At 50.3% G+C, this 21,079-nt stretch carries 23 protein-coding genes and 2 pseudogenes; 12 read left to right on the forward strand and 13 right to left on the reverse strand.

Annotated elements, in window-relative coordinates; genetic code table 11:
• Window positions 1–193: 193 nt before the first annotated feature.
• The 4 genes from Q3O06_RS09170 to dapF form a co-directional block, all read right to left on the reverse strand.
• Window positions 194–1,093 carry a DMT family transporter gene (locus Q3O06_RS09170; RefSeq protein ID WP_301818535.1) on the reverse strand — a complete coding sequence of 300 codons (900 nt, stop codon included), beginning with the start codon at window positions 1,091–1,093 and terminating at the stop codon, window positions 194–196.
• A gap of 317 nt (window positions 1,094–1,410) precedes the next feature.
• Window positions 1,411–2,343 carry a cysteine synthase A gene (gene cysK, locus Q3O06_RS09175; protein ID WP_301818515.1) on the reverse strand — a complete coding sequence of 311 codons (933 nt, stop codon included), beginning with the start codon at window positions 2,341–2,343 and terminating at the stop codon, window positions 1,411–1,413.
• Between the two features lie 195 nt (window positions 2,344–2,538).
• Window positions 2,539–3,144, reverse strand: coding sequence for a hypothetical protein (locus tag Q3O06_RS09180; RefSeq protein ID WP_301818516.1), 606 nt, complete (start codon window positions 3,142–3,144; stop codon window positions 2,539–2,541).
• Window positions 3,141–3,992: a diaminopimelate epimerase gene (gene dapF, locus Q3O06_RS09185; RefSeq protein ID WP_301818517.1), complete on the reverse strand. Its 852-nt coding sequence runs from the start codon at window positions 3,990–3,992 to the stop codon at window positions 3,141–3,143. Before dapF ends, Q3O06_RS09180 begins: the two co-directional genes overlap by 4 nt.
• Before the next feature lie 113 nt (window positions 3,993–4,105).
• Between dapF and Q3O06_RS09190 the strand changes: the two genes are divergently transcribed.
• The 3 genes from Q3O06_RS09190 (at window position 4,106) to Q3O06_RS09200 (ending at window position 5,563) form a co-directional block, all read left to right on the forward strand.
• Window positions 4,106–4,393 carry a barstar family protein gene (locus Q3O06_RS09190; RefSeq protein WP_301818518.1) on the forward strand — a complete coding sequence of 96 codons (288 nt, stop codon included), beginning with the start codon at window positions 4,106–4,108 and terminating at the stop codon, window positions 4,391–4,393.
• Window positions 4,394–4,583: 190 nt separating this feature from the next.
• Window positions 4,584–4,898 (forward strand): hypothetical protein, encoded by a 315-nt coding sequence (locus Q3O06_RS09195; protein WP_301818519.1) that lies wholly within the window; start codon window positions 4,584–4,586, stop codon window positions 4,896–4,898.
• Window positions 4,895–5,563: a sulfite exporter TauE/SafE family protein gene (locus Q3O06_RS09200; protein ID WP_003677546.1), complete on the forward strand. Its 669-nt coding sequence runs from the start codon at window positions 4,895–4,897 to the stop codon at window positions 5,561–5,563. Before Q3O06_RS09195 ends, Q3O06_RS09200 begins: the two co-directional genes overlap by 4 nt.
• A gap of 73 nt (window positions 5,564–5,636) precedes the next feature.
• Here Q3O06_RS09200 and pnp read toward each other — a convergent pair whose 3' ends face one another.
• A complete protein-coding gene (pnp, locus tag Q3O06_RS09205; RefSeq protein WP_301818520.1) occupies window positions 5,637–7,760 on the reverse strand; it encodes a polyribonucleotide nucleotidyltransferase in 2,124 nt (707 codons plus the stop codon).
• A gap of 233 nt (window positions 7,761–7,993) precedes the next feature.
• Window positions 7,994–8,857 (reverse strand): phosphoribosylaminoimidazolesuccinocarboxamide synthase, encoded by an 864-nt coding sequence (locus Q3O06_RS09210; RefSeq protein WP_301818521.1) that lies wholly within the window; start codon window positions 8,855–8,857, stop codon window positions 7,994–7,996.
• Between the two features lie 198 nt (window positions 8,858–9,055).
• On the opposite strand from Q3O06_RS09210, the gene rfbD reads away from it, so the two are divergent.
• The gene (gene rfbD, locus Q3O06_RS09215) at window positions 9,056–9,919 is read left to right on the forward strand and encodes a dTDP-4-dehydrorhamnose reductase (protein ID WP_118791853.1); all 864 of its coding nucleotides are present in this window, start codon (window positions 9,056–9,058) and stop codon (window positions 9,917–9,919) included.
• A gap of 373 nt (window positions 9,920–10,292) precedes the next feature.
• Here the strand turns inward: rfbD and Q3O06_RS09220 are convergent, their stop codons facing one another.
• From Q3O06_RS09220 to Q3O06_RS09235, 4 genes are all read right to left on the reverse strand, one after another.
• Entirely contained in the window at window positions 10,293–10,526 is a 234-nt protein-coding gene (locus Q3O06_RS09220; protein ID WP_118791855.1) for a glutaredoxin family protein, read from the reverse strand.
• A 149-nt stretch (window positions 10,527–10,675) separates the two neighbouring features.
• Window positions 10,676–10,876 carry a (2Fe-2S)-binding protein gene (locus tag Q3O06_RS09225; protein WP_101130248.1) on the reverse strand — a complete coding sequence of 67 codons (201 nt, stop codon included), beginning with the start codon at window positions 10,874–10,876 and terminating at the stop codon, window positions 10,676–10,678.
• 171 nt (window positions 10,877–11,047) lie between these two features.
• Window positions 11,048–11,923 (reverse strand): site-specific tyrosine recombinase XerD, encoded by an 876-nt coding sequence (gene xerD, locus Q3O06_RS09230; protein WP_118791856.1) that lies wholly within the window; start codon window positions 11,921–11,923, stop codon window positions 11,048–11,050.
• A gap of 50 nt (window positions 11,924–11,973) precedes the next feature.
• A complete protein-coding gene (locus Q3O06_RS09235) occupies window positions 11,974–12,414 on the reverse strand; it encodes a peroxiredoxin (RefSeq protein WP_101131462.1) in 441 nt (146 codons plus the stop codon).
• A 159-nt stretch (window positions 12,415–12,573) separates the two neighbouring features.
• Here Q3O06_RS09235 and Q3O06_RS11110 point away from each other — a divergent pair.
• The 6 genes and pseudogenes from Q3O06_RS11110 to folK form a co-directional block, all read left to right on the forward strand.
• Window positions 12,574–12,688: pseudogene (locus Q3O06_RS11110) on the forward strand (IS5/IS1182 family transposase); the annotation flags it as partial.
• A 148-nt stretch (window positions 12,689–12,836) separates the two neighbouring features.
• A complete protein-coding gene (locus tag Q3O06_RS09240; RefSeq protein ID WP_301818522.1) occupies window positions 12,837–13,775 on the forward strand; it encodes a serine hydrolase in 939 nt (312 codons plus the stop codon).
• A gap of 126 nt (window positions 13,776–13,901) precedes the next feature.
• Window positions 13,902–14,195 (forward strand): RNA chaperone Hfq, encoded by a 294-nt coding sequence (gene hfq, locus Q3O06_RS09245; RefSeq protein WP_301818523.1) that lies wholly within the window; start codon window positions 13,902–13,904, stop codon window positions 14,193–14,195.
• A gap of 83 nt (window positions 14,196–14,278) precedes the next feature.
• A complete protein-coding gene (gene mnmM, locus Q3O06_RS09250; protein WP_301818524.1) occupies window positions 14,279–14,845 on the forward strand; it encodes a tRNA 5-(aminomethyl)-2-thiouridylate-methyltransferase MnmM in 567 nt (188 codons plus the stop codon).
• Window positions 14,846–14,898: 53 nt separating this feature from the next.
• Window positions 14,899–15,273: a SirB2 family protein gene (locus Q3O06_RS09255; protein ID WP_301818525.1), complete on the forward strand. Its 375-nt coding sequence runs from the start codon at window positions 14,899–14,901 to the stop codon at window positions 15,271–15,273.
• 9 nt (window positions 15,274–15,282) lie between these two features.
• Window positions 15,283–15,777, forward strand: coding sequence for a 2-amino-4-hydroxy-6-hydroxymethyldihydropteridine diphosphokinase (gene folK, locus Q3O06_RS09260; protein ID WP_301818526.1), 495 nt, complete (start codon window positions 15,283–15,285; stop codon window positions 15,775–15,777).
• A 128-nt stretch (window positions 15,778–15,905) separates the two neighbouring features.
• Here folK and Q3O06_RS09265 read toward each other — a convergent pair whose 3' ends face one another.
• The 3 genes from Q3O06_RS09265 to Q3O06_RS09275 all read right to left on the reverse strand — a co-directional run bounded on the left by Q3O06_RS09265 (window position 15,906) and on the right by Q3O06_RS09275 (window position 17,753).
• Window positions 15,906–16,385, reverse strand: coding sequence for an NGO0322 family iron-responsive protein (locus tag Q3O06_RS09265; protein WP_301818527.1), 480 nt, complete (start codon window positions 16,383–16,385; stop codon window positions 15,906–15,908).
• Window positions 16,386–16,604: 219 nt separating this feature from the next.
• Window positions 16,605–17,342 carry a bifunctional demethylmenaquinone methyltransferase/2-methoxy-6-polyprenyl-1,4-benzoquinol methylase UbiE gene (gene ubiE, locus Q3O06_RS09270; protein WP_301818528.1) on the reverse strand — a complete coding sequence of 246 codons (738 nt, stop codon included), beginning with the start codon at window positions 17,340–17,342 and terminating at the stop codon, window positions 16,605–16,607.
• Window positions 17,343–17,384: 42 nt separating this feature from the next.
• The gene (locus Q3O06_RS09275) at window positions 17,385–17,753 is read right to left on the reverse strand and encodes a gamma-butyrobetaine hydroxylase family protein (RefSeq protein ID WP_118792073.1); all 369 of its coding nucleotides are present in this window, start codon (window positions 17,751–17,753) and stop codon (window positions 17,385–17,387) included.
• Between the two features lie 119 nt (window positions 17,754–17,872).
• Here Q3O06_RS09275 and mnmC1 point away from each other — a divergent pair, with 119 nt between their 5' ends.
• A complete protein-coding gene (gene mnmC1 / locus Q3O06_RS09280; protein WP_301818529.1) occupies window positions 17,873–19,492 on the forward strand; it encodes an FAD-dependent 5-carboxymethylaminomethyl-2-thiouridine(34) oxidoreductase MnmC1 in 1,620 nt (539 codons plus the stop codon).
• 761 nt (window positions 19,493–20,253) lie between these two features.
• Window positions 20,254–20,959: pseudogene (locus Q3O06_RS09285) on the forward strand (IS1595 family transposase).
• Window positions 20,960–21,079 lie beyond the last annotated feature (120 nt).

A 21,079-nucleotide genomic window follows, 5' to 3' on the forward strand; every position in this document is an offset into this window, starting at 1 on the left:
GACAAGGCGACGAGCCGCAGACAGTACAAATAGTACGGAACCGATTCACTTGTTGCTTCAGCACCTTAGAGAATCGTTCTCTTTGAGCTAAGGCGAGCCAACGCTGTACCGGTTTAAATTTAATTCACTATATCAGTCCGGTAACGCAGGTTTTGCACGGCGAACTGCCGATACTGCCTTGATGGAATCAATGTTAAGACTGCTGTTTCCGCGAACCGAGATAAATTGCCGAAAGCGTAAGCACCACCCCTGCCCACTGCACACCGTCAATCGGTTTGCCCAACCCGAAATAATCGATGAGCAAGGCGGCAACCGGTTCGGATAAAAGCAACAGCCCCGTCAGCGACAGCGAAAGCAGCGGAATCGCATAGGCAACCATCGCCCACGCGAAGCACTGCATCACCACGCCGTACACAAGCACCAAACCCGCATCTTTCCAAGTCGTCGGATAAAGCGCGCCGCCGTCCATCAGCAATGCCGGAACAACCAACGATGCCGCGCCGCCCAAACTCAAAATCATCATTGAAGGGAAAAGCGCCACCTGTTCGACTTCATGAGTCTTGCGGACAAACACCATCGACAGGGCAAGCATCAGTCCCGATACCAAACCGCTGACAAATCCCCAAACCGCATTGCCGTTGTAGCCGAATTCCGCACCGGCAATCATCGCCACGCCCACAACCGCCGACATCAAGCTTGCCGCTTGCAGCCTGCCCAAACGCTCGCCGAAAAAGAAAACACCGATTGCCGACAAAAAAAAGATTTGCAGGCTGTTGAGCAGGGTGGAAATACCCGGCCCGACCGCGTATATGCTTTCGTGCCAAAGTGCCAAATCGAAAGCGAGAAACACGCCCGCCGTCAGGGCATATCGGATGGTTTTCCTGTTTTTTGGGAATTTTTGCCCGAAAAGCCGTGCCAAAAACCAAAATACGAACACCGAAATCAGCAACCGCCAAAATGCGATTGCATACGGGCCGACGGGGACGGATCTGACAATCAGGCTGCCCAGACCGAACACCACGCAACCCAGCACCAGCAATGGTGCGGCATATTTTTTGCCGTTACCGACCACAATATCCCCTCCCTTCCCCATACGGCTGCCGCGCCTACGGCAAAAATGCCGCCATTCCGAAAATCCGAAAATATGCCGTCTGAAGCCCAAAGCCCCGGCTGCGCCCGGACAAACGGCTGACTTTACGGGCAGGTCGGCTATTTTCCGTTGGGGCAAAAATCCGTCCTGCCGGATAAAACCCGAATAAAAAATATTTCCCTCAAACAATGCGGCGGCATCAACACCTAATTAAAACACAACCGGCGTTTTCGGCATATATGCAAAAACGCATTTTCCGGCACGGCGTTACACCGATACCGAAAAATGCGTCTGAATGTTTCGACAATCCGATTAAAGCATTATGCCAAATCTGCAAAAAGTGGCGTAGAGAGATAGCGTTCGCCATAGGAAGGCAGCAGCACGACTATCAGCTTGCCTTCGTTTTCAGGCTGTTTGGCAAGCTGCAACGCGCTCCAAACTGCCGCACCGGAAGAAATACCCACCAAAATGCCTTCTTTTTCCGCCATTGCGCGGGCGGTTTCAAAAGCCGCTTCGTTCGGCACTTTGGCAATACTGTCGTAGATTTTGGTATTCAAAACGGTCGGAATAAAGCCTGCGCCGATACCTTGAATCGGGTGCGGACCTTTTTCGCCGCCGCTCAATACGGGGGAAGCCTCAGGCTCGACGGCAACCACTTTAACTTCGGGTTTGTATTTTTTCAACACTTCGCCCACCCCGGTAATCGTACCGCCCGTGCCGACACCGGCAATGAAGACATCGACTTTACCGTCCGTATCCCGCCAAATTTCCTCGGCGGTTGTTTTGCGGTGGACTTCGGGGTTTGCCTCATTATCGAACTGGCGCGGCATAAAATAAGTGTCTGGATGAGCGTCCACCAAGGATTGCGCTTTGGCAATCGCGCCCGCCATACCTTCGGCGGCGGGGGTCAGAATCAGCTCCGCGCCAAACGCGCGCAACAGCATTTTGCGCTCTTTACTCATGCTTTCCGGCATGGTAATCGCCAGTTTGTAGCCGCGTGCTGCACATACCATTGCCAAACCAATACCCGTATTGCCGCTGGTTGCCTCAACAATCACGGTGTTTTTGTTGATTTTGCCCGCTTTTTCGGCGGCCTCAATCATTGCTTCGGCAATGCGGTCTTTGACGCTGCTGCCCGGATTGAAAAATTCCAGTTTCACGGCAACCTCTGCCTTCAAACCTTCGGTCAGACGGTTCAGTTTGACCAAAGGCGTGTTGCCGATCAGTTCGGTGATGCTGTTTGCAATTTTCATCTTCTGCTCCTGAATAATAAGGTTTCGACAGTAAGGCGCAATTCCCGCCGGCATCCTGTCCGATTGCAGGGGATTTGCGCCGAACCATAAACAAATTTCGGATATGGCTTCATCCTAAACCTATGCCGCCTAAAAAACCAATACCCAAAATTTCTTTCTTTATAACTTTTTGTTCCGATACAGACAGCATCACAATCATCTGCCGATTTCGGCAAGCAGCATCGCCGTTACCGCAACCTGCATCAACATCGCCGCCAACCCGCCGAGTCGCAGCTGCGAACCGCCGAACGTTGACGGCGGCTGCCGGTCTATACCGCAGCGGTGGACATAGGCAACCGCCATCAGCACAAACTGCAACACGAACCAATAAACCGGCTTCAGCGCATAAAGTTTGAGCAGTGCCGCAAACACAAACACTTGAACCGTTCCCGAAAAGCAATAATGCACCAACGCACATATTCCGACAAAAGCAAGCGTCATCAATGCATTACTGACGGCAAACAGCCCGAGCAGCGGATGTTCGGGGTCTGCCTGCCATCCGTTTCCACCCTTTTTCCGGTTCCAATGCCCGATGAAAAAAAATATACTGCCCAAAGTCAGGTAAAAATGGGGGATAAACAAAGGCACGGCGTGGGTCATTCCCCATATGCCGGGCATCAGCTTTGCCCCCAAAACCGATATGCCGAGCCACAGCGCAATACTCGCCCAAAACCATTGCAACATTCCTGCGCGGAATATCAGAAACAGAAAAACCGCCGCATACAGTAAGGCAGACAAAAAATCCAAATGCAGCAAAATCATGAATACGCCAACTCGCCTTCAAACACGGTTTCCGCAGGGCCGGTCATCATCACATCGCCGCCGCAGGCCCATTCGATATATAAAGTTCCGCCCGGCAAAACCACCTCTACCGTTTTCCCTTCATCCAACAGCCCCAGACGGATACCCGCCACCACAGCCGCACACGCGCCCGTACCGCAAGCTTGGGTTTCGCCCACGCCGCGCTCGAACACGCGCAAACGAATCGCGGTTCGGCTGACAATCTGCATAAAGCCGACGTTGACGCGTTCGGGAAACTGCCTGTGCGGTTCGATAAGCGAACCGGTTTCGCGCACCGGCGCGCATTCCACGTCATCGACCACAATCACCGCATGGGGGTTGCCCATATTGACGCAGCTGACAGGCTGAATGCCGGATTCGAGATGCACCCCATAAGTACAGGCATCATCCCCCTCGCCCGATTCGGGAACAAACGGTATTTCAGACGGCATAAACTTCGGTTTGCCCATATTGACCGTAACCATACCGTTATCGGACAATTTCGGAAAAATAATGCCCTTGGCCGTTTCAACACAAATTTCTTTCTTATCGGTCAAACCCTTGTCTGCAACAAAACGGGCAAAACAACGCGCCCCGTTGCCGCACTGCCCGACCTCGCCGCCGTCAGCATTGAAAATACGGTAACGGAAATCCACGCCTTCGGTTTCCGAACGCCCGACCACCAAAAGCTGGTCGAACCCGATGCCGCGGAAACGGTCAGCCCATGCCGCAATCGGCGCGTCCTCGGGGGTAAAATCCTGACTGACCGCGTCAATCACCATAAAATCGTTGCCCAAACCGTGCATTTTGGTAAATTTCAAAGTTTTCATATCGAACCAGAGTGGTACTAGATTGTTATATTCTAACGATGGATTGCTATATATAACAACTGATTATTATATCTCTGCAACACAAATTGGAACTTGAAATAGGAGTATAACTTATGCAATTAGAGATTATCGGTAGTAAAATTTATACGGAACAAGATTTTCATAATCAAATTTCAAAAATATTTTCTATACAAGATTATTATGGGAACAATCTTGATGCTTTGTGGGATTTATTGAGCACAAATGTAGAACGACCGATTATTCTGGTATGGAAAGATGCTATGTTCTCAAAAAATCAATTAAAAAGTATATTTATTGAAATAGTAAAAGTTCTAGAAAGAGTTAAGAAACAAGATGAGGATTATGGATTCGAAGAAAAATTTAATTATATTTTAGAGTAAGCAAACCCTAATTACATTACGTACACAGGTTTAAAACTCACCGAAGCCAATTAAGATTGTTCCGAAATCCCGTATTGTCTGTTGCTTCCGAATCCGAGATCCCCGCGCCGAAGGGAAATGCTTCCATCTCCCGCCGTCTGAGGATTAAAATGAGCCATTATACTGTTTGTTACCCCTTACAAAAAACACAATGTCTCGTCTGTTCCTACTGCTTTTCCCTTGTGCAATCCTTGCCGCCTGCACCCGAAATATACCGGCAAACTCGGTCGTTTCAAATTGCGCGCATCTTCAAAACCGCACCATCCTGTATTTCGACGCACACGGCAAACCCGCCGACAGCGCAGTAAAGGGCGGATTTTACAGGACTGTCAAAATTCATGACACAAACCGCATCCTTATTCAAGACTTTAACAGCACGGGGAATGCCCTCGCCAAACCCTATTGGTCGGACTGCCGGAAATTATCCGTTTTCCCCGACAAACATCTGACCATGAGCCGTCCATGAACCACGACATCACTTTCCTAACCCTGTTCCTACTCGGTTTCTTCGGAGGAACGCACTGCATCGGCATGTGCGGCGGATTAAGCAGCGCGTTTGCACTCCAACTCCCACCGCATATCAACCGCTTTTGGCTGATCCTGCTGCTTAACACAGGACGGATAAGCAGCTATACGGCAATCGGCCTGATTCTCGGATTAATCGGACAGGTCGGCGTTTCACTCGACCAAACCCGTGTCCTGCAGAATATTTTATACACAGCCGCCAACCTCCTACTGCTCTTTTTAGGCTTATACTTGAGCGGTATTTCTTCCTTGGCGGCAAAAATCGAGAAAATCGGCAAACCGATATGGCGGAACCTGAACCCGATACTCAACCGGCTGTTACCCATAAAATCCATACCCGCCTGCCTTGCTGTCGGAATATTATGGGGCTGGCTGCCGTGCGGACTGGTTTACAGCGCGTCGCTTTACGCGCTGGGCAGCGGCAGTGCGGCAACAGGCGGTTTATATATGCTTGCCTTTGCACTGGGTACGCTGCCCAATCTTTTGGCAATCGGCATTTTTTCCCTGCAACTGAAAAAAATCATGCAAAACCGATATATCCGCCTGTGTACAGGATTATCCGTATCATTATGGGCATTATGGAAGCTTGCCGTCCTGTGGCTGTAACACTCATCAATTCCCAATACCCATAAAAAATGCCGTCTGAAACCTGTTCAGACGGCATTTTCATCCCTAAGCATTACTCTGCGGCATTTTCTTCACGGGCAGGCGCATCCAGCAAAGCTTTGATAGACAGGCGTACGCGGCCGCGATCGTCTACTTCCAATGCTTTTACGTTCACAACCTGACCTACTTGCAGGTAATCGCCGACATTGCGTACGCGCTCGTGGGCGATTTGGCTGATGTGTACCAAACCGTCTTTGCCCGGCATCACGCTGACAATCGCGCCGACGTTGTTGTCGAGGATTTTCACCACAGTGCCTTCATACACTTTGCCCACTTCCACTTCGGCAGTAATCTGCTCGATGCGTTTTTTCGCCGCATCGCCGGCTTCTTGAGTGGTCGCGGCAATGGTAATCGTACCGTCTTCGGCGATATTGATTTCCGTACCGGTTTCAGCGGTAATCGAACGGATGGTTTCGCCGCCTTTGCCGATAACTTCGCGGATTTTGTCTTGGTTGATTTTCATCGTAAACAAACGCGGCGCGTGTGCGGACAACTCTTGCGGGCCCGCAACGGCGGCTTTCATCTGATCCAAGATGTGCAGACGCGCTTCTTTGGCCTGTGCCAAAGCGATCTGCATAATTTCTTTGGTAATGCCTTGGATTTTGATGTCCATTTGCAGTGCGGTAACACCTTCGGTCGTACCGGCCACTTTAAAGTCCATATCGCCCAAGTGGTCTTCGTCGCCCAAAATGTCGGTCAGGACGGCAAATTTGTTGCCTTCTAGAATCAGACCCATCGCGATACCGGCAACGTGTGCTTTCAAAGGCACGCCGGCAGACAGCAGGCTCAGGCAGCCGCCACAGACGGAAGCCATAGATGAAGAGCCGTTGGATTCGGTAATTTCGGAGACCACGCGCATGGTGTAGCTGAAATCTTCAGGTTTCGGCAATACAGCCAACAATGCACGTTTAGCCAAACGGCCGTGACCGATTTCACGGCGTTTCGGCGCACCCATGCGTCCGACTTCGCCGGTAGAGTACGGCGGAAAGTTGTAGTGCAGCATAAAGCGGTCGGTGTATTCGCCGGACAGCGCGTCGATAATTTGTTCGTCGCGCGAAGTACCCAAAGTCGCTACGGCAAGGGCTTGGGTTTCGCCACGGGTAAACAATGCAGAACCGTGCGTGCGCGGCAATACGCCAGTTTGGATGTTCAGCGGACGGACGGTGCGGGTGTCGCGACCGTCGATGCGCGGTTGGCCGTCCAAAATTTGGCTGCGGACAACATCGGCCTCCAAGTGTTTGAAAATGCCTTTGATTTCGTTGGCTGCCAGCGTGTCGGTTTCTTCGGTAATCAAGGCTTCTTTTACCGCATTCCAAGCCTCGTCCAATTTTGCGGAACGCGCCTGTTTTTGACGGATTTTGAACGCTTCTTTAATGGTTTCGCCGGCAATCCCGCGTACTTTGGCAACCAGTTCCTCATTGGTTTCCGGAGCTTTCCAATCCCAAACCTCCGGGTTGACTTCGTCGGCAAATTCATTGATGGCGTTAATCGCCGCCTGCATTTGATCGTGACCGTAAACCACCGCGCCCAACATCACGTCTTCGGATAGGATTTTGGCTTCGGATTCCACCATCAACACGGCTTTGGAAGTACCGGCGACCACCAAGTCCAATTGCGATTTCGCCAACTCGGCTTTAGTCGGGTTCAAAACGTACACGCCGTTTACATAACCCACGCGTGCCGCGCCAATCGGACCGGCAAACGGTACGCCGCTCAACACCAGCGCGGCAGACGCGCCCAACATTGCAGGAATGTCGGAATCGATTTCAGGATCGACGGACACGACCATCGCTACGATTTGGATGTCGTGGTAGAAACCTTCGGGGAACAGCGGACGGATCGGACGGTCGATCAGGCGGCTGGTCAGGATTTCTTTTTCGCTTTGTTTGCCTTCGCGTTTGAAGAAACCGCCGGGGATTTTACCTGCTGCGTAAGTACGCTCGAGGTAATCAACAGTCAGAGGGAAGAAGTCCTGACCTTCTTTCACTTCTTTGTTGGTAGTAACGGCAACCAAAACAACGGTGTCGCCCATCGATACTTTAACGGCAGCGGCGGCTTGGCGGGCGATTTCGCCGGTTTCCAAAGTAACGGTTTGATTACCGTATTGGAAGGTCTTAACGTGTTTATTGAACATCATTGTTCCTTTCAAAATACCGCACTGCTAAAACACTAATAATGCACACTAAAATCCAAATGTGCATAGTTAGGGTTTCAGACCGTGCGGCAGGTTGTAAACAAGCTTTCAGACGGCATTTCGGACGCTGAAAACAATTGCGGATTATAAAGGCAACCATCCTTAAAATCCAGTATTGATACAATAAAAAGACCGTCTGAACCATATTCCTTTCAGACGGCCTTCAAACTTAAAAATCAATCCTGAGTCAGCAAAGTCAATGCTTCCCGATACTTCTCGACTGTTTTCCGAATCACATCGGCAGGCACTTTCGGCGCAGGGGCTTTTTTGTTCCAACCGCTTTGTTCCAGCCAGTCGCGGACGAACTGTTTGTCAAAAGACGGCGGATTGGTGCCGACTTCATATTGATCCGCCGGCCAGAAGCGGCTCGAATCGGGAGTCAATACCTCATCCATCAGCGTCAGCGTACCGTTTTCATCCAAACCGAATTCAAATTTGGTATCGCAAATAATAATACCGCGCGATTTGGCATATTCCGCCGCTTCGGTGTACAGCCGAACCGCTTTGTCGCGCACTTCTTCCGCCAATTCTTTGCCGATAATGCGTCCGCATTCTTCAAAGCTGATGTTTTCATCGTGATCGCCGACTGCTGCTTTGGTTGAGGGCGTAAAAATCACTTCGGGCAGTTGTTGCGCTTCCCGCATACCTTCGGGCAACCGAATACCGCAAACCGAGCCGGTTTTTTGATAATCTTTCCAACCGCTGCCTGCCAGATAACCGCGCACAATCGCCTCAACTTTCACCGGAGTGAGCTTTTTAGCCACGACGGCGCGTTTTTCTAAAACTTTGGCTTCGTTCTCAGGCAAAACATCGTACACGGTATTACCGGTGAAATGGTTGGGCATAATATGCGCCAGTTTTTTAAACCAAAAATTGGAAATCTGCGTCAGGATTTCGCCCTTACCCGGAATCGGATCATCCAAAATCACATCGAATGCTGACAAGCGGTCGGAAGCGACCATCAGCATCCGTTTATCGTCAATTTCGTACAAATCGCGCACTTTTCCGGAATAAATCTTTGCCAAACCAATCTCACTCATTTCGCACCCCCTGAAAATATCTTGAAAATACCGACCCGACACCCGACAGGTTTGAATCGCAATCCGATATTTTAGCCGAAGTCGGCGCAAAACAATACCCATGGCACAAAAAGCCAACCCGTCAACCGTCGGCAAAGTTTTGGCACTATAATACCGACAGCAAGTCCTACAATACACTTTCACCAAAGGAAATACCTCATGAGAATCCTATTGACAGGTTCGAAAAGCCAACTGGCACGCTGCCTGCGCGACCGTCTTCCGGAAGACTGGGAAACCATTGCGACGGATTCCGCATCCCTAGACATTACCGATGCCGATGCCGTCTGCAACATGGTCAAAAGTTTCCAACCCGACGCTATTGTCAACACGGCTGCCTATACCGCCGTCGACAAAGCAGAAGGCGATGCGGCGGCGGCATTTGCCGTCAATGCCTCCGCCGTTTACAACCTTGCCTTGGCAGCACATCGCGCCCATGCCCGATTCATCCACATCTCAACCGACTATGTTTTTGACGGCAAAGGTAAAAGACCCTACCAGGAAAGCGACTTTACCAACCCTGCCAATGTATACGGACAATCCAAAACCGCCGGCGAACTGCTCGCACTGTCCGCCAATCCCGACAGCCTTATCCTGCGGACTTCTTGGCTGTTTAGCGAATACGGGGACAACTTTGTCCGCACCATGCTGAACCTTGCGCGGGAACGTTCCCCGCTGTCCGCCGTCCACAACCAAACCGGCTGCCCAACCTATGCCGGCGACTTGTCCGCCGCTATCATCCGCCTGTTGCAGCAGTCCAATCCCGTTCGCGGCATTTACCACTATGTCGGCAGCAAATCCGTATCTTGGTACGAATTTGCCCAACATATTTTCCAAGCGGCATCGCAACAGCAGACATCCTTCCCCGTTCCCGAATTGACTGCCGTTTCAGACAAGGAATATCCGACCGCCGCCCCCAGGCCCGCATACAGCATTTTGGACTGCCGCAAAATCGAAAACGACTTCGGCATCAAACCGTCGGACTGGCAAAAAGCCCTTGCACAGGTCATTTCCAAGCTGCTCTGATACCACCCTCCCCTCCGTTTCCGCCGCCAAGCACCGCCTTGGCGGTTTTCTTATAAATTCTACCGATTACACAACCACATATCATCTTTACACAATCATGCTTCCATCAACAGCAAAACATGATATGATTGCCACTAATAACATCTCACAATAAATTTTCTAATTTTTATTGAAAAAATCAATAAATAAGAATTTTCCCAACCGACAAATAAAATAAAGAAAGGGCCGATATGCAACATCGAAGAAGACTGGCAATTTACCAAGCATTCAAACGCGCCGCCTTTAACGGCAAATCCCCTGTTCCGCAAAAACGCGAAGAACGTTGATTCAAGCTGAAAATACCGTCTGAAGTCCTGCTTCAGACGGCATTTTTTTACCGTTCGAGAAACTGTTTCAACCTGGCCTCATTCAAAAACCAGTGGCAGATTTCCTCATCTCCCGCCAACAAAACGGGCACCAGTTCATTGTATTTTTCTTCCAAAGCGGGATCGTCGTCCACATCGAACACATCCAAGCCAAACCCGTATTCATCCTGAAAAGGTCTGAGTTCGTCGCGCATTTTGTGGCACAAGCTGCAATATTCGCGAAACATCAGGGTCAGTTTCATCGGCACTCCCTTACCGTCCTGTTCGCACAATCCCAAGCTTTCAGGATAGCGGAATCATCATTGAAGCCAATCGGCACTATCTTAAAGCACAGCCGAAGAAAACAGCAAAATACCGTCTGAACTGTTCAGACGGTATTTCCAAAACCGTTTTACGCTTGAACGCCGATACCTGCCGTAACCGTCGGTTGCGCATTGTGCGCCGTCAGAAACGAAGCGGCAAGCTCCCCGCAGCAGCCGCAGCAGCTCGCCACGCCCAATTGCGACTGCAAATCGCCCATTGTGGTCGCGCCGGCGGCGATGGTTTCCTTGATTTGGTGGTCGGTAACGGCATTGCAGATGCAGACAAACATTTTGTGCTCCGTGTGTTCTCAAGCTATCGTACCGATAGCGGCTTTTATTATCGTATGCAAATATAAATAAAAACAGTTCGTATTGCAAGGTCGGCATACACGGTTTGTCTTGGTAATTTTTTATCAAGTTTGCATTTTCGATTGATTTCTTATTAAACCGAAGCAGAAGCCTCAGTTTCGGGAATGGTGTTCCTTAACCACGCTATGCAGCCGCACATTGGCAACATGGGTATAAATCTGCGTCGTATTCAAATCGGCATGTCCCAACATATCCTGAACTACGCGCAAATCCAAGCCGTGCTGCACCAGATGGGTGGCGAAGGCATGGCGCAGGCTGTGCGGGCTGATGTGCCCAATGCCTGCCCTGCCGGCATATTCTTTGACAATCATCCACGCCAACTGCCGGGAAATGCCCGTTTTTTTCTGACTGACAAACAATGCGTCGCAACTCCTGCCTTTCAGCAGAAGCGGACGTGCCTCCGTATAATAGCGTTCCACCCAATACGCCGACTCCTGCCCCATCGGGACCATCCTCTGCTTATCACCCTTGCCCAGCGTGGTAATACAGCCCCTGTCCAAATCCACATTGCCGAAATTCAGCCCGACTGCCTCGCTGACGCGCAAGCCGGTCGCATACATCAATTCAAGCAGGGCCTTATCCCGCAAGCCGTGCGGCGTGTCGGTATCCGGCGCGGCAAGCAGTCGGGAAATCTGCTGTTCTGTAATCAGTGTCGGAATATTCTTGTCGATTTTGGGCGGTTTCAGCAAACGAGTGGGATTGTCCGTCCTTATGCCTTCACGCTCCATCCATATATACAGGCGTTTGCACGCCGACAGTGCGCGCGCCTGCGAACTCCGTTGCTCTCCGTCAACATAAACCGCCGCCGCCAAATCCGCTTCGTCCGCATCTTCCAGCGTTTTGCCGCACAAAGATAGCCGACGGGCAATTTTTTCCAAATCCCGCCGGTAGCTGTCCAAAGTATTCCGACTGAGCCGCCGATCCAGCCACAAAGTTTCCAGCAGCCTGTCAATCAAACCGTTTTCCATAGCGTTCCAAACCAATGCCGTCTGAAGGCTTCAGACGGCATTGCCGATACTCATCGGGAAAGCGTTTCCAATACTTCCTGCGCATGACCTGCCACTTTGACTTTCCGCCATTCATGGGCGATTTCTCCATCCTTATTCAAGACGAACGTACTGCGCTCGATGCCGAGCGACTCTTTCCCATACAGTTTTTTCAATTTGATGACATCAAACAGGCGGCACACTGTTTCATCCTTGTCGCTCAACAGCTCAAACCGGAAACCCTGCTTGGCGCAAAAATTCTGATGTGCCTTTACGCCGTCGCGGGAAATACCGACCACGGTATAACCCAAGTCGCCGAACTGCTCCAATCGCGCATTAAAATCCAGCCCCTCTGTCGTACAGCCCGGCGTACTGTCTTTCGGATAAAAATACACAACCAAAGGCAGATGTTCTGCCGAATGAAAATCCGCACCGCTGCTCGAAGGCAGGGTAAATTCATATTTCACATCCATAGTCCTACTCCCTATATTCCCATTATTCAAAACGGCACGCAGACGCACCGCCGCAATTGCTAAACCAACCCCGATTCTACCGCCCCAAAGGATAGGGATTCAACCGCCGGAAACATCCAAACCGACACACGACGGCATGAAAAATATCCATGTCAAACCACAAAATATAGTGGATTAACAAAAATCAGGACAAGGCGACGAAGTCGAAGGCAGTACAAATAGTACGGCAAGGCGAGGCAACGCTTTACTGGTTTTTGTTAATCCACTATATGTTCCGATTTAAAAACAGAATGTTATAAAACCCAACCCCCAAAACACAACAAGACCGCCCGCCTACGGGCAGTCTCCTGTCAGACGACATACTTTACAGATGGCTGTTTTTTCAACAAAATAACGCCAATACTCAAAATACGGAATCAAAAATGCCCATCCGCACCCTGAAACGCCTGCCCTCATCGCTGCTTCTCGGCCTCTGCCTTTCCCTGCCGTCAGCCCACCTTTTTGCCGACAACGACATTTTAGGGCAATTTTTAGAACAGAACATGCTTACCTCCTCCGATCCGATAGAAATATTCGCCGAAAGCACGATACACCCCACCAACACCCAAACCATCACAAGCGGTCTGATTCTCTCCTCACAGTCTGCCCTAGTCGTCAACAACAAAACCGGACAGATACTGTATCAGAAAAACGCCGACAGGATTATGCCCATCGCCTCCATTTCCAAGCTCATGAGCGCGATGGTCGTTTTGGATGCAAACTTGGACATGAACGAAACCGTTACCATCACGCCCGACGAAATCGACCGCCTCAAAGGGACCGGCAGCCGTCTTGCCATAGGTACGGTCCTCACACGCAAAGAACTGCTGCACCTGAGCCTGATGAGCAGCGAAAACCGCGCCACCCACGCCTTGGGCAGAACCTACCCCGGCGGCATGGGCGCATTTGTCGCCGCCATGAACCGTAAAGCCCAAAGCCTGGGCATGTACAGCAGCCGCTTTTACGAACCGACCGGACTCAACTTCCAAAACGTTTCCACAGCCAAAGACCTGAGCCTCATGGTCAACGCCGCCGCCCAATATCCGCAAATCCGCACCAACTCGACTTCCAACTACGCCTCGGTACAGACCAAAAACGGGCAGCAGAACTACAAAAACTCCAATGCCCTGGTCAGGGAAGGCATGTGGAACATCGAATTGCAAAAAACCGGCTACATACGCGAGGCAGGCAGGTCTATGGTTGTCAAAGCCAACATTCAAAACCAACCCGTTACCATCGTATTGCTGAACTCGCCCACATCCGCCACACGCGTGAACGATGCCCGCAAAATCGAATCGTGGATGTTGCAGCAACGCTCCTGACATACAAATGCCCGGCGGAAAACCGCCCAAACACAAAAAATTGGTAATTTTTCCTATTCAAGGCTACAATTCGACACGCACAGGGCGTCTGCCCGATTTCACAATCATAATAACGGAGTTAAAAATATGACAACTAAAGGACAAATGTTGCAAGATCCTTTCCTGAACGCCCTGCGTAAAGAGCACGTTCCGGTTTCGATTTACCTGGTCAACGGCATCAAACTGCAGGGTCAGGTTGAATCTTTCGACCAATACGTCGTTCTTCTGAGAAACACTTCCGTAACCCAAATGGTTTACAAACACGCCATTTCCACCATCGTACCGGCTCGCTCCGTCAACCTCCAACATGAAAACAAACCCCCAGCCGCACCGGCTTCGACCCTCGTCCAAGTGGAAACTGTCCAGCAGCCTGCCGAATAATCCGCACGAAGCATGACGTGTCATATCTTTCAATACCTTACCGACATCGGTAAGGTATTTTTATTTTCAGACGGCATTTGAAAATGTTATTGAAAAACATCCTTCCATTCGCCCATTGCCTTTTGCGGCAGGCACTTCCCGAAGGCGGCAATGCGCTGGACGGCACCGCCGGCAACGGACACGACACCCTTTTCCTCGCACAAACCGCAGGCATCCGGGGGAAAGTGTGGGCATTCGATGTCCAGCCCCAAGCCCTGAACAACACCCGATGCCGTCTGAAAGAGGCGGGATGCGGCAATGTGCAACTCATCTTAGACGGACACGAAAACCTGAAACAATATGTTTCAGAACCGCTAAATGCAGCCGTTTTCAATTTCGGCTGGCTGCCCGGAGGCGACAAGAATCTGACCACCGACAAGGAAACCAGCATTCCCGCCCTTTCTGCCGCCTTATCCCTACTGAAAGAAAACGGTATGCTTATTGCCGTCCTCTACCCCGGACACGAAAACGGAAAGCAAGAAGCGGAAGCAGTCGAACAATGGGCAAAAAACCTGCCTCAAGAACAGTTTGCCGTTTTGCGTTACGGCTTTACCAACCGGAAAAACAACCCGCCCTATCTGTTGGCATTTGAAAAGTTACGTCAAAAATAAATGTTTGCGGTAAAATAGACCAGTTCCAACCCTTATTTTGATAAGAGCCGACCATGCAGTATCTGATTGTCAAATACAGCCACCAAATCTTCGTTACCGTTACCATTTTGTTGTTCAACATCCGCTTTTTCCTGCTTTGGAAAAATCCCGAAAAACCCTTGACGGGCTTTTGGAAGGCACTGCCCCACCTCAACGACACGATGCTGCTGTTTACAGGATTGTGGCTGATGAAGATCACCCATTTCTCCCCGTTCAACGCGCCTTGGCTCGGCACAAAAATCCTGCTCCTGCTCGCCTATATCGCATTGGGTATGATGATGATGCGCGCCCGTCCGCGTTCTGCCAAGTTCTACACCGTTTACCTGCTCGCTATGTGCTGTGTCGGCGGTATCGTTTACCTTGCCAAAACCAAAGTCCTGCCTTTCTGAAACACTGCCATGAACAACAGACATTTTGCCGTCATCGCCTTGGGCAGCAACCTTGACAACCCCGCACAACAAATACGCGGCGCATTGGACGCACTGTCGTCCCATCCTGACATCCGGCTTGAACAGGCTTCCTCACTGTATATGACCGCACCCGTCGGTTACGACAATCAGCCTGATTTCATCAATGCCGTCTGCACCGTTTCCACCACCTTGGACGGCATTGCCCTGCTTGCCGAACTCAACCGTATCGAGGCTGATTTCGGACGCGAACGCAGCTTCCGCAACGCGCCGCGCACATTGGATTTGGACATCATCGACTTTGACGGCATCTCCAGCGACGACCCCCGACTCACCCTGCCGCATCCGCGCGCGCACGAACGCAGTTTCGTCATCCGCCCTTTGGCAGAAATCCTCCCTGATTTTGTTTTAGGAAAACACGGAAGGGTTACCGAATTGTCAAAACGGCTGGGCAATCAAGGTATCCGCCTTTTGCCCGAAGAATAATCCGCCACACGGAAATGCCGTCCGAACACCGGTTTCAGACAGCATTTTTCCTTTGCCGCCAATACGCGTGCAAAAAAATCGCCCCTTGGAAAAGGGGCGCAAAAGGAACACAAACCACTACCAAAACTTTAAATCTGCAACACTGCCTGCCGCATACTGTATCCGACAGGATATAAAGCCCTCACTAAATCGTTTCGAGAAATCCAAACTTCTTCATCCCCGACAGAAAACCTGCCTTTCTCCGGCACCAGCTCCAACAAAAACGGTTGAACCGCCGTATGCAGCCTGTCCTTACACCGCCCCAGCTTTCTGGACAACGCGGACAGGGCGCGCCGATAGGCATTATCCTTTCTGTCAAGCTCCCGCGCACTGCCGACCCAGCTCAAGCGGATGCTGCGGCTTTCATCTTCAATCAGCAAAATGCCTGTTTTAACTTCCCCCACCTCGGGCTCGCATGAAAGCGCAATATAATATTTGCCGTCGATGTTGACATACGCCGCCTCATGCACCTGACAATTGCAGCCGGAAGTGGCAAGCAGGGAATAAACAGAATCACGGTGCAGCCTCAAAATATCGGAGGAAATCTGTTTGAAAATACTTTCCGGCATTTTTCCCTCCTTTCGTCTGCTGCGTTGTTTACTGGATTGAATGCATTATACAGACATCTCCCAATCTTGCAAATGATAATTGTTCCTATTTTTTAAAAAGTTTATAACTTATTGATATGTATGTGAATTAATTTTTAAGATTTAAAACCTTTGTCTCAAAAAACACAAAAATGCCGTCTGAAACGTGTTCAGACGGCATTGGCCGCACAGGCAGTCTGTTTAAAATTTCACGCCCTTATGCAGTGCGACGATGCCCGCACTCATATTGTGATAATCCACGCTGTCGAAGCCCGCATCCAGCATCATCTGTTTCAAAGTTTCCTGGTCGGGGTGCATGCGGATGGATTCGGCGAGATACTGGTAGCTGTCCGCATCTTTCGCAATCAGCCTGCCCATGACCGGCAGCAGCTTGAACGAATAGAAATCATACGCGCCTTCGAGCGGCTTGTAGATTTTGGAAAACTCCAACACCAGCAACGTGCCGCCCGGTTTCAAAACACGGTACATCTCTTTCAGCGCGACATCTTTATGCGTCATATTCCGCAAGCCGAACGCCACGGAAACCAAGTTGAAATAATTGTCGGGGAAAGGCAGTTTTTCCGCATCGGCAAGCGATACGGGGAGAATCATACCTTCGTTCAACAGACGGTCGCGTCCGACGGTCAGCATAGAAGAATTAATATCGGTCAGCCAAACTTCGCCCTCTTTGCCGACGCGTTTTGCCCAACCGCGCGACAAATCGCCCGTACCACCCGCAATGTCCAACACTTTATCGCCTTTTTTCAGGTGCGCCGTATGGATGGTAAAGTGTTTCCATACGCGGTGCAGCCCTGCCGACATCACATCATTCATAATGTCGTAGTTTTTGGCGACGGAGTGGAACACTTCCGCCACTTTGCCGGCTTTCTCATCTTCGTTGACCGTGCTGAACCCGAAATGCGTTTTTTGTCCGCCCATATTCTAACCACCTCTCTGATACCGCCCTACGGCATCCCAAACTTAACAATCTGATTGCTTTTCAAAACGCGACGCACCCGCCGCCGCCAATTTGTCCAAATATTCCTGCCACATCGCATCGTATCCGTATGCCAGTCTGTGCAGATACGCCCAATCGTAAAGACCGCTGTCGTGCCCGTCCGAAAAACTGATTTTCAGCGCGTACTGTCCGACAGGCTGCAAATCCGTAATCTGAACATCCGCCTTGCCGGTCTGCAAAACATCCTGTCCCACGCCGTGTCCGCGCACTTCCGCACTCGGAGAATGCACGCGTAAAAATTCGGCGGACAGCTCCTTAGGTTCGTCCCCATAAGTCAAAACCAACACGGTACGGTTTTTCAACAACCGGATTTCAACAGGAATATTATTCAAAAAACACCTCGATTCGGCATACAATATCCGGCAGGCGCATACGTGCCTTTAAACGGCAGGTATTTTAACAGCTTTATCCCGATACCGATATTCAAACCCACATTTCAGACGGCATTGATATGGACAATCTCGCATGGAACGGCATTCCCAACATCCGCACACTTTACAATATTATCGACAAACGCACGCAACCGCTCAACCTGATTATCTGCCTCCCCGATTATAAGATTCCCGATTTTCAAACCGCACAAGATGCTTCAAACGGAGAATGCCGTCTGAAACACCGTTTAGAACAAGCACTGCAGTGCCTACAATTCAACAGCATCAATCTGATCGAACACATCCTGCCCGATGTCCGTTTCTGGCTGGTTCCACCTTCGCGCACCAACCGCCTGCACGAACATTTCCAACATATTTCATGGCAGTCCGAAGCGGCCGCACAAGCAGAAAACACACCCGACAAACCTTGGTTTGCACATCCGTACACGTCCGAACGGCAAAAACCGAAACACATCCTCGTCATCGGTGCAGGCATATCCGGAGCGGCAACCGCCTACATACTGGCAGAATACGGCATATCCGTTACCGTATTGGACGCAGGCAAAGCCGCATCAGCCGCCAGCGGAAACCGTCAAGGGCTGCTTTATGCCAAAATCTCGCCACACGATACCGAACAAACCGAACTTTTGCTCACCGGCTACGGTTACACCAAACGCCTGCTCGAACACATCCTGCCCGACTCCGACACATGGGGCGGAAACGGCATTATCCACCTCAATTACAACCAAGACGAATACCGTCGCAATCACGAATTGGGGTTACAAAAACACCATGCACACCTCTACCGCAGCATCACGTCTGCAGAAGCTGAAAAAATCGCCGGTATCCCGCTCACTGCTCCCTACACCGAACCATCATGCGGCCTCTTCTGGCAGCACGGCGTATGGCTCAATCCGCCCGCATTCATCCACGCCCTCCTAAACCATCCACTGATTGGACTACACGAAGACACACCGTTAATCGACATTTCCCACGACGGAGAGAAGTGGATTGCGACCACGCCAAACGGCATATTTTCCGCCACACACATCATCTATTGCACCGGTGCGCACAGCTCCTACCTGCCTGAAACCAACCTCTCCTCCCTACCCCTCAGGCAAATACGCGGACAAACCGGCCTCACACCATCCACCCCATTTTCCGAACAACTGCGTTGCGCCGTTTCAGGCGAGAGTTACATCAGCCCGTCATGGCACGGGCTGCACTGCTACGGTGCAAGTTTTATTCCCAACAGCAGCCATACCGGATGGAACGACGCCGAAGAAACCTCAAACCGCCAAGCATTGGCACATCTTGAGCCCTCCCTTGCCGAATCATTGTTTACTACCAACCCAAACCCTCAAAAATACCAAGGGCACGCCGCCATGCGCTGCGACAACCCCGACCATCTCCCCATCGTCGGCGCACTCGGCGACATTGCCGCCATGCAACAAACTTACGCCAAACTTGCGCTGGACAAAAACTACCGCATCGACGCCCCATGCCCATATCTGCCTAATGCCTACGTCAACACCGCGCACGGCACCCGCGGACTCGCCACCGCCCCCATCTGCGCCGCCGCCGTTGCAGCCGAAATCCTAGGCTTGCCCCATCCCTTTTCACAACGCCTGCGCCACGCCCTACACCCCAACCGCACCGTTATCCGCGCCATCGTCAGAAGGCAAAACCTGACTCCTTAAACCTTTGCCGCATTCTCTTTGAAACTCTAAGCTAATATTCATATCTTAAGATAAGGTCTCAATGCTGCGACATATACACAACCTAAAACTTTTATCACTTTCCCACACCGAGATTTCTATAACCATGTAAAAAGATTTTAAAAAATCAGTGAGTATGCGAAAAATCAGTCAATACAACATATGATATACCCACTAAATTATTCTCTACTCCATTCTGTCCGACCGACCCTCAGATTTGCACATCTATCGGCGTGCCGCCCACGGCCGCTCCCGTCAGTGATGCAATCACCCCGCTCTTTCATTTGATTTCTTCTTTGATATGTTCCGGCAGCAGGTTGGCATTGAACTCGCCTGTTGCGGATCGATTGCGGTTTTACCATCGTTATACTGTTGACCAAGATGTTCCGCTGCCTTTTCAGCTGCAACTGCTGCCAAGCCGCCGGTAGCAAAATTACCACCGTTGACGCGGGCAACCGCTGCACCTAAAAGGAAATGTCCGATTGCCCGGGCGGTTTCGTTTTTGTTTTCTCCGTGGCCGAATGTTCTGCCTACTGCTTCGGAGGCATAGGGCGCAGCGGCATTACTGACTTGGTGACGTTAAACAAAGGCCGTCTGAAACATTTTTTCTGTTTTCAGACGGCCTCTTAGCTCAAACCTTGAGAACCGCATGCGTGCGTTCCGCACACATGCTACTTGTTGAGTTTAAGTTAGGGGCTGTCCTAGATAACTAGGGAAATTCAAATTAAGTTAGAATTATCCCTATGAGAAAAAGTCGTCTAAGCCGGTATAAACAAAATAAACTCATTGGGCTATTTGTCGCAGGTGTAACTGCAAGAACAGCAGCAGAGTTAGTAGGCGTTAATAAAAATACCGCAGCCCATTATTTTCATCGTTTACGATTACTTATTTATCAAAACAGTCCGCATTTGGAAATGTTTGATGGCGAAGCAGAAGCAGATGAAAGTTATTTTGGCGGGCAACGCAAAGGCAAACGCAGTGCTGCCGGTAAAGTCGCCGTATTCGGTCTTTTGAAGCGAAATGGTAAGAAAAGTAATGCGCCCCTCTGATAGGACGCAATATATAAGGTTTATACAGTTGCTGTACCGAATACTCAAACCGCTACTTTATTTCCTATTATCCGTGAACAGGTGAAACCTGACGGCATTGTTTATACGGATTGTTATCGTAGCTATGATGTATTGGATGTGGGCGAATTTAGCCATTTTAGCTTCGCTGAAACTTCGTTTTCGTATCAATCACAGCACACATTTTGCCGAACGACAAAACCATATCGATGGAATTGAGAACTTTTGGAACCGGGCAAAACGTCATTTACGCAAGTTTAACGGCATTCCCAAAGGGCATTTTGAGCTGTATTTAAAGGAGTGCGAACGGCGTTTTAACAACAGTGAGATAAAAGTTCAAATTTCCATTTTAAAACAATTAGTAAAATCGGGTTTATCCTAGTTATCTAGGACAGACCCATAATTATTGCGTGATTTCACATTGTTTCGGCTTGAAGCACATGGTTTTGTAATCATTTACAGGCAGGTCGCTTGGATTCCTGTTCGGGCGGTTTGCTGTTTA

Source organism: Neisseria maigaei, assembly GCF_958267405.1.
Classification (GTDB): Bacteria; Pseudomonadota; Gammaproteobacteria; order Burkholderiales; family Neisseriaceae; genus Neisseria; species Neisseria bergeri.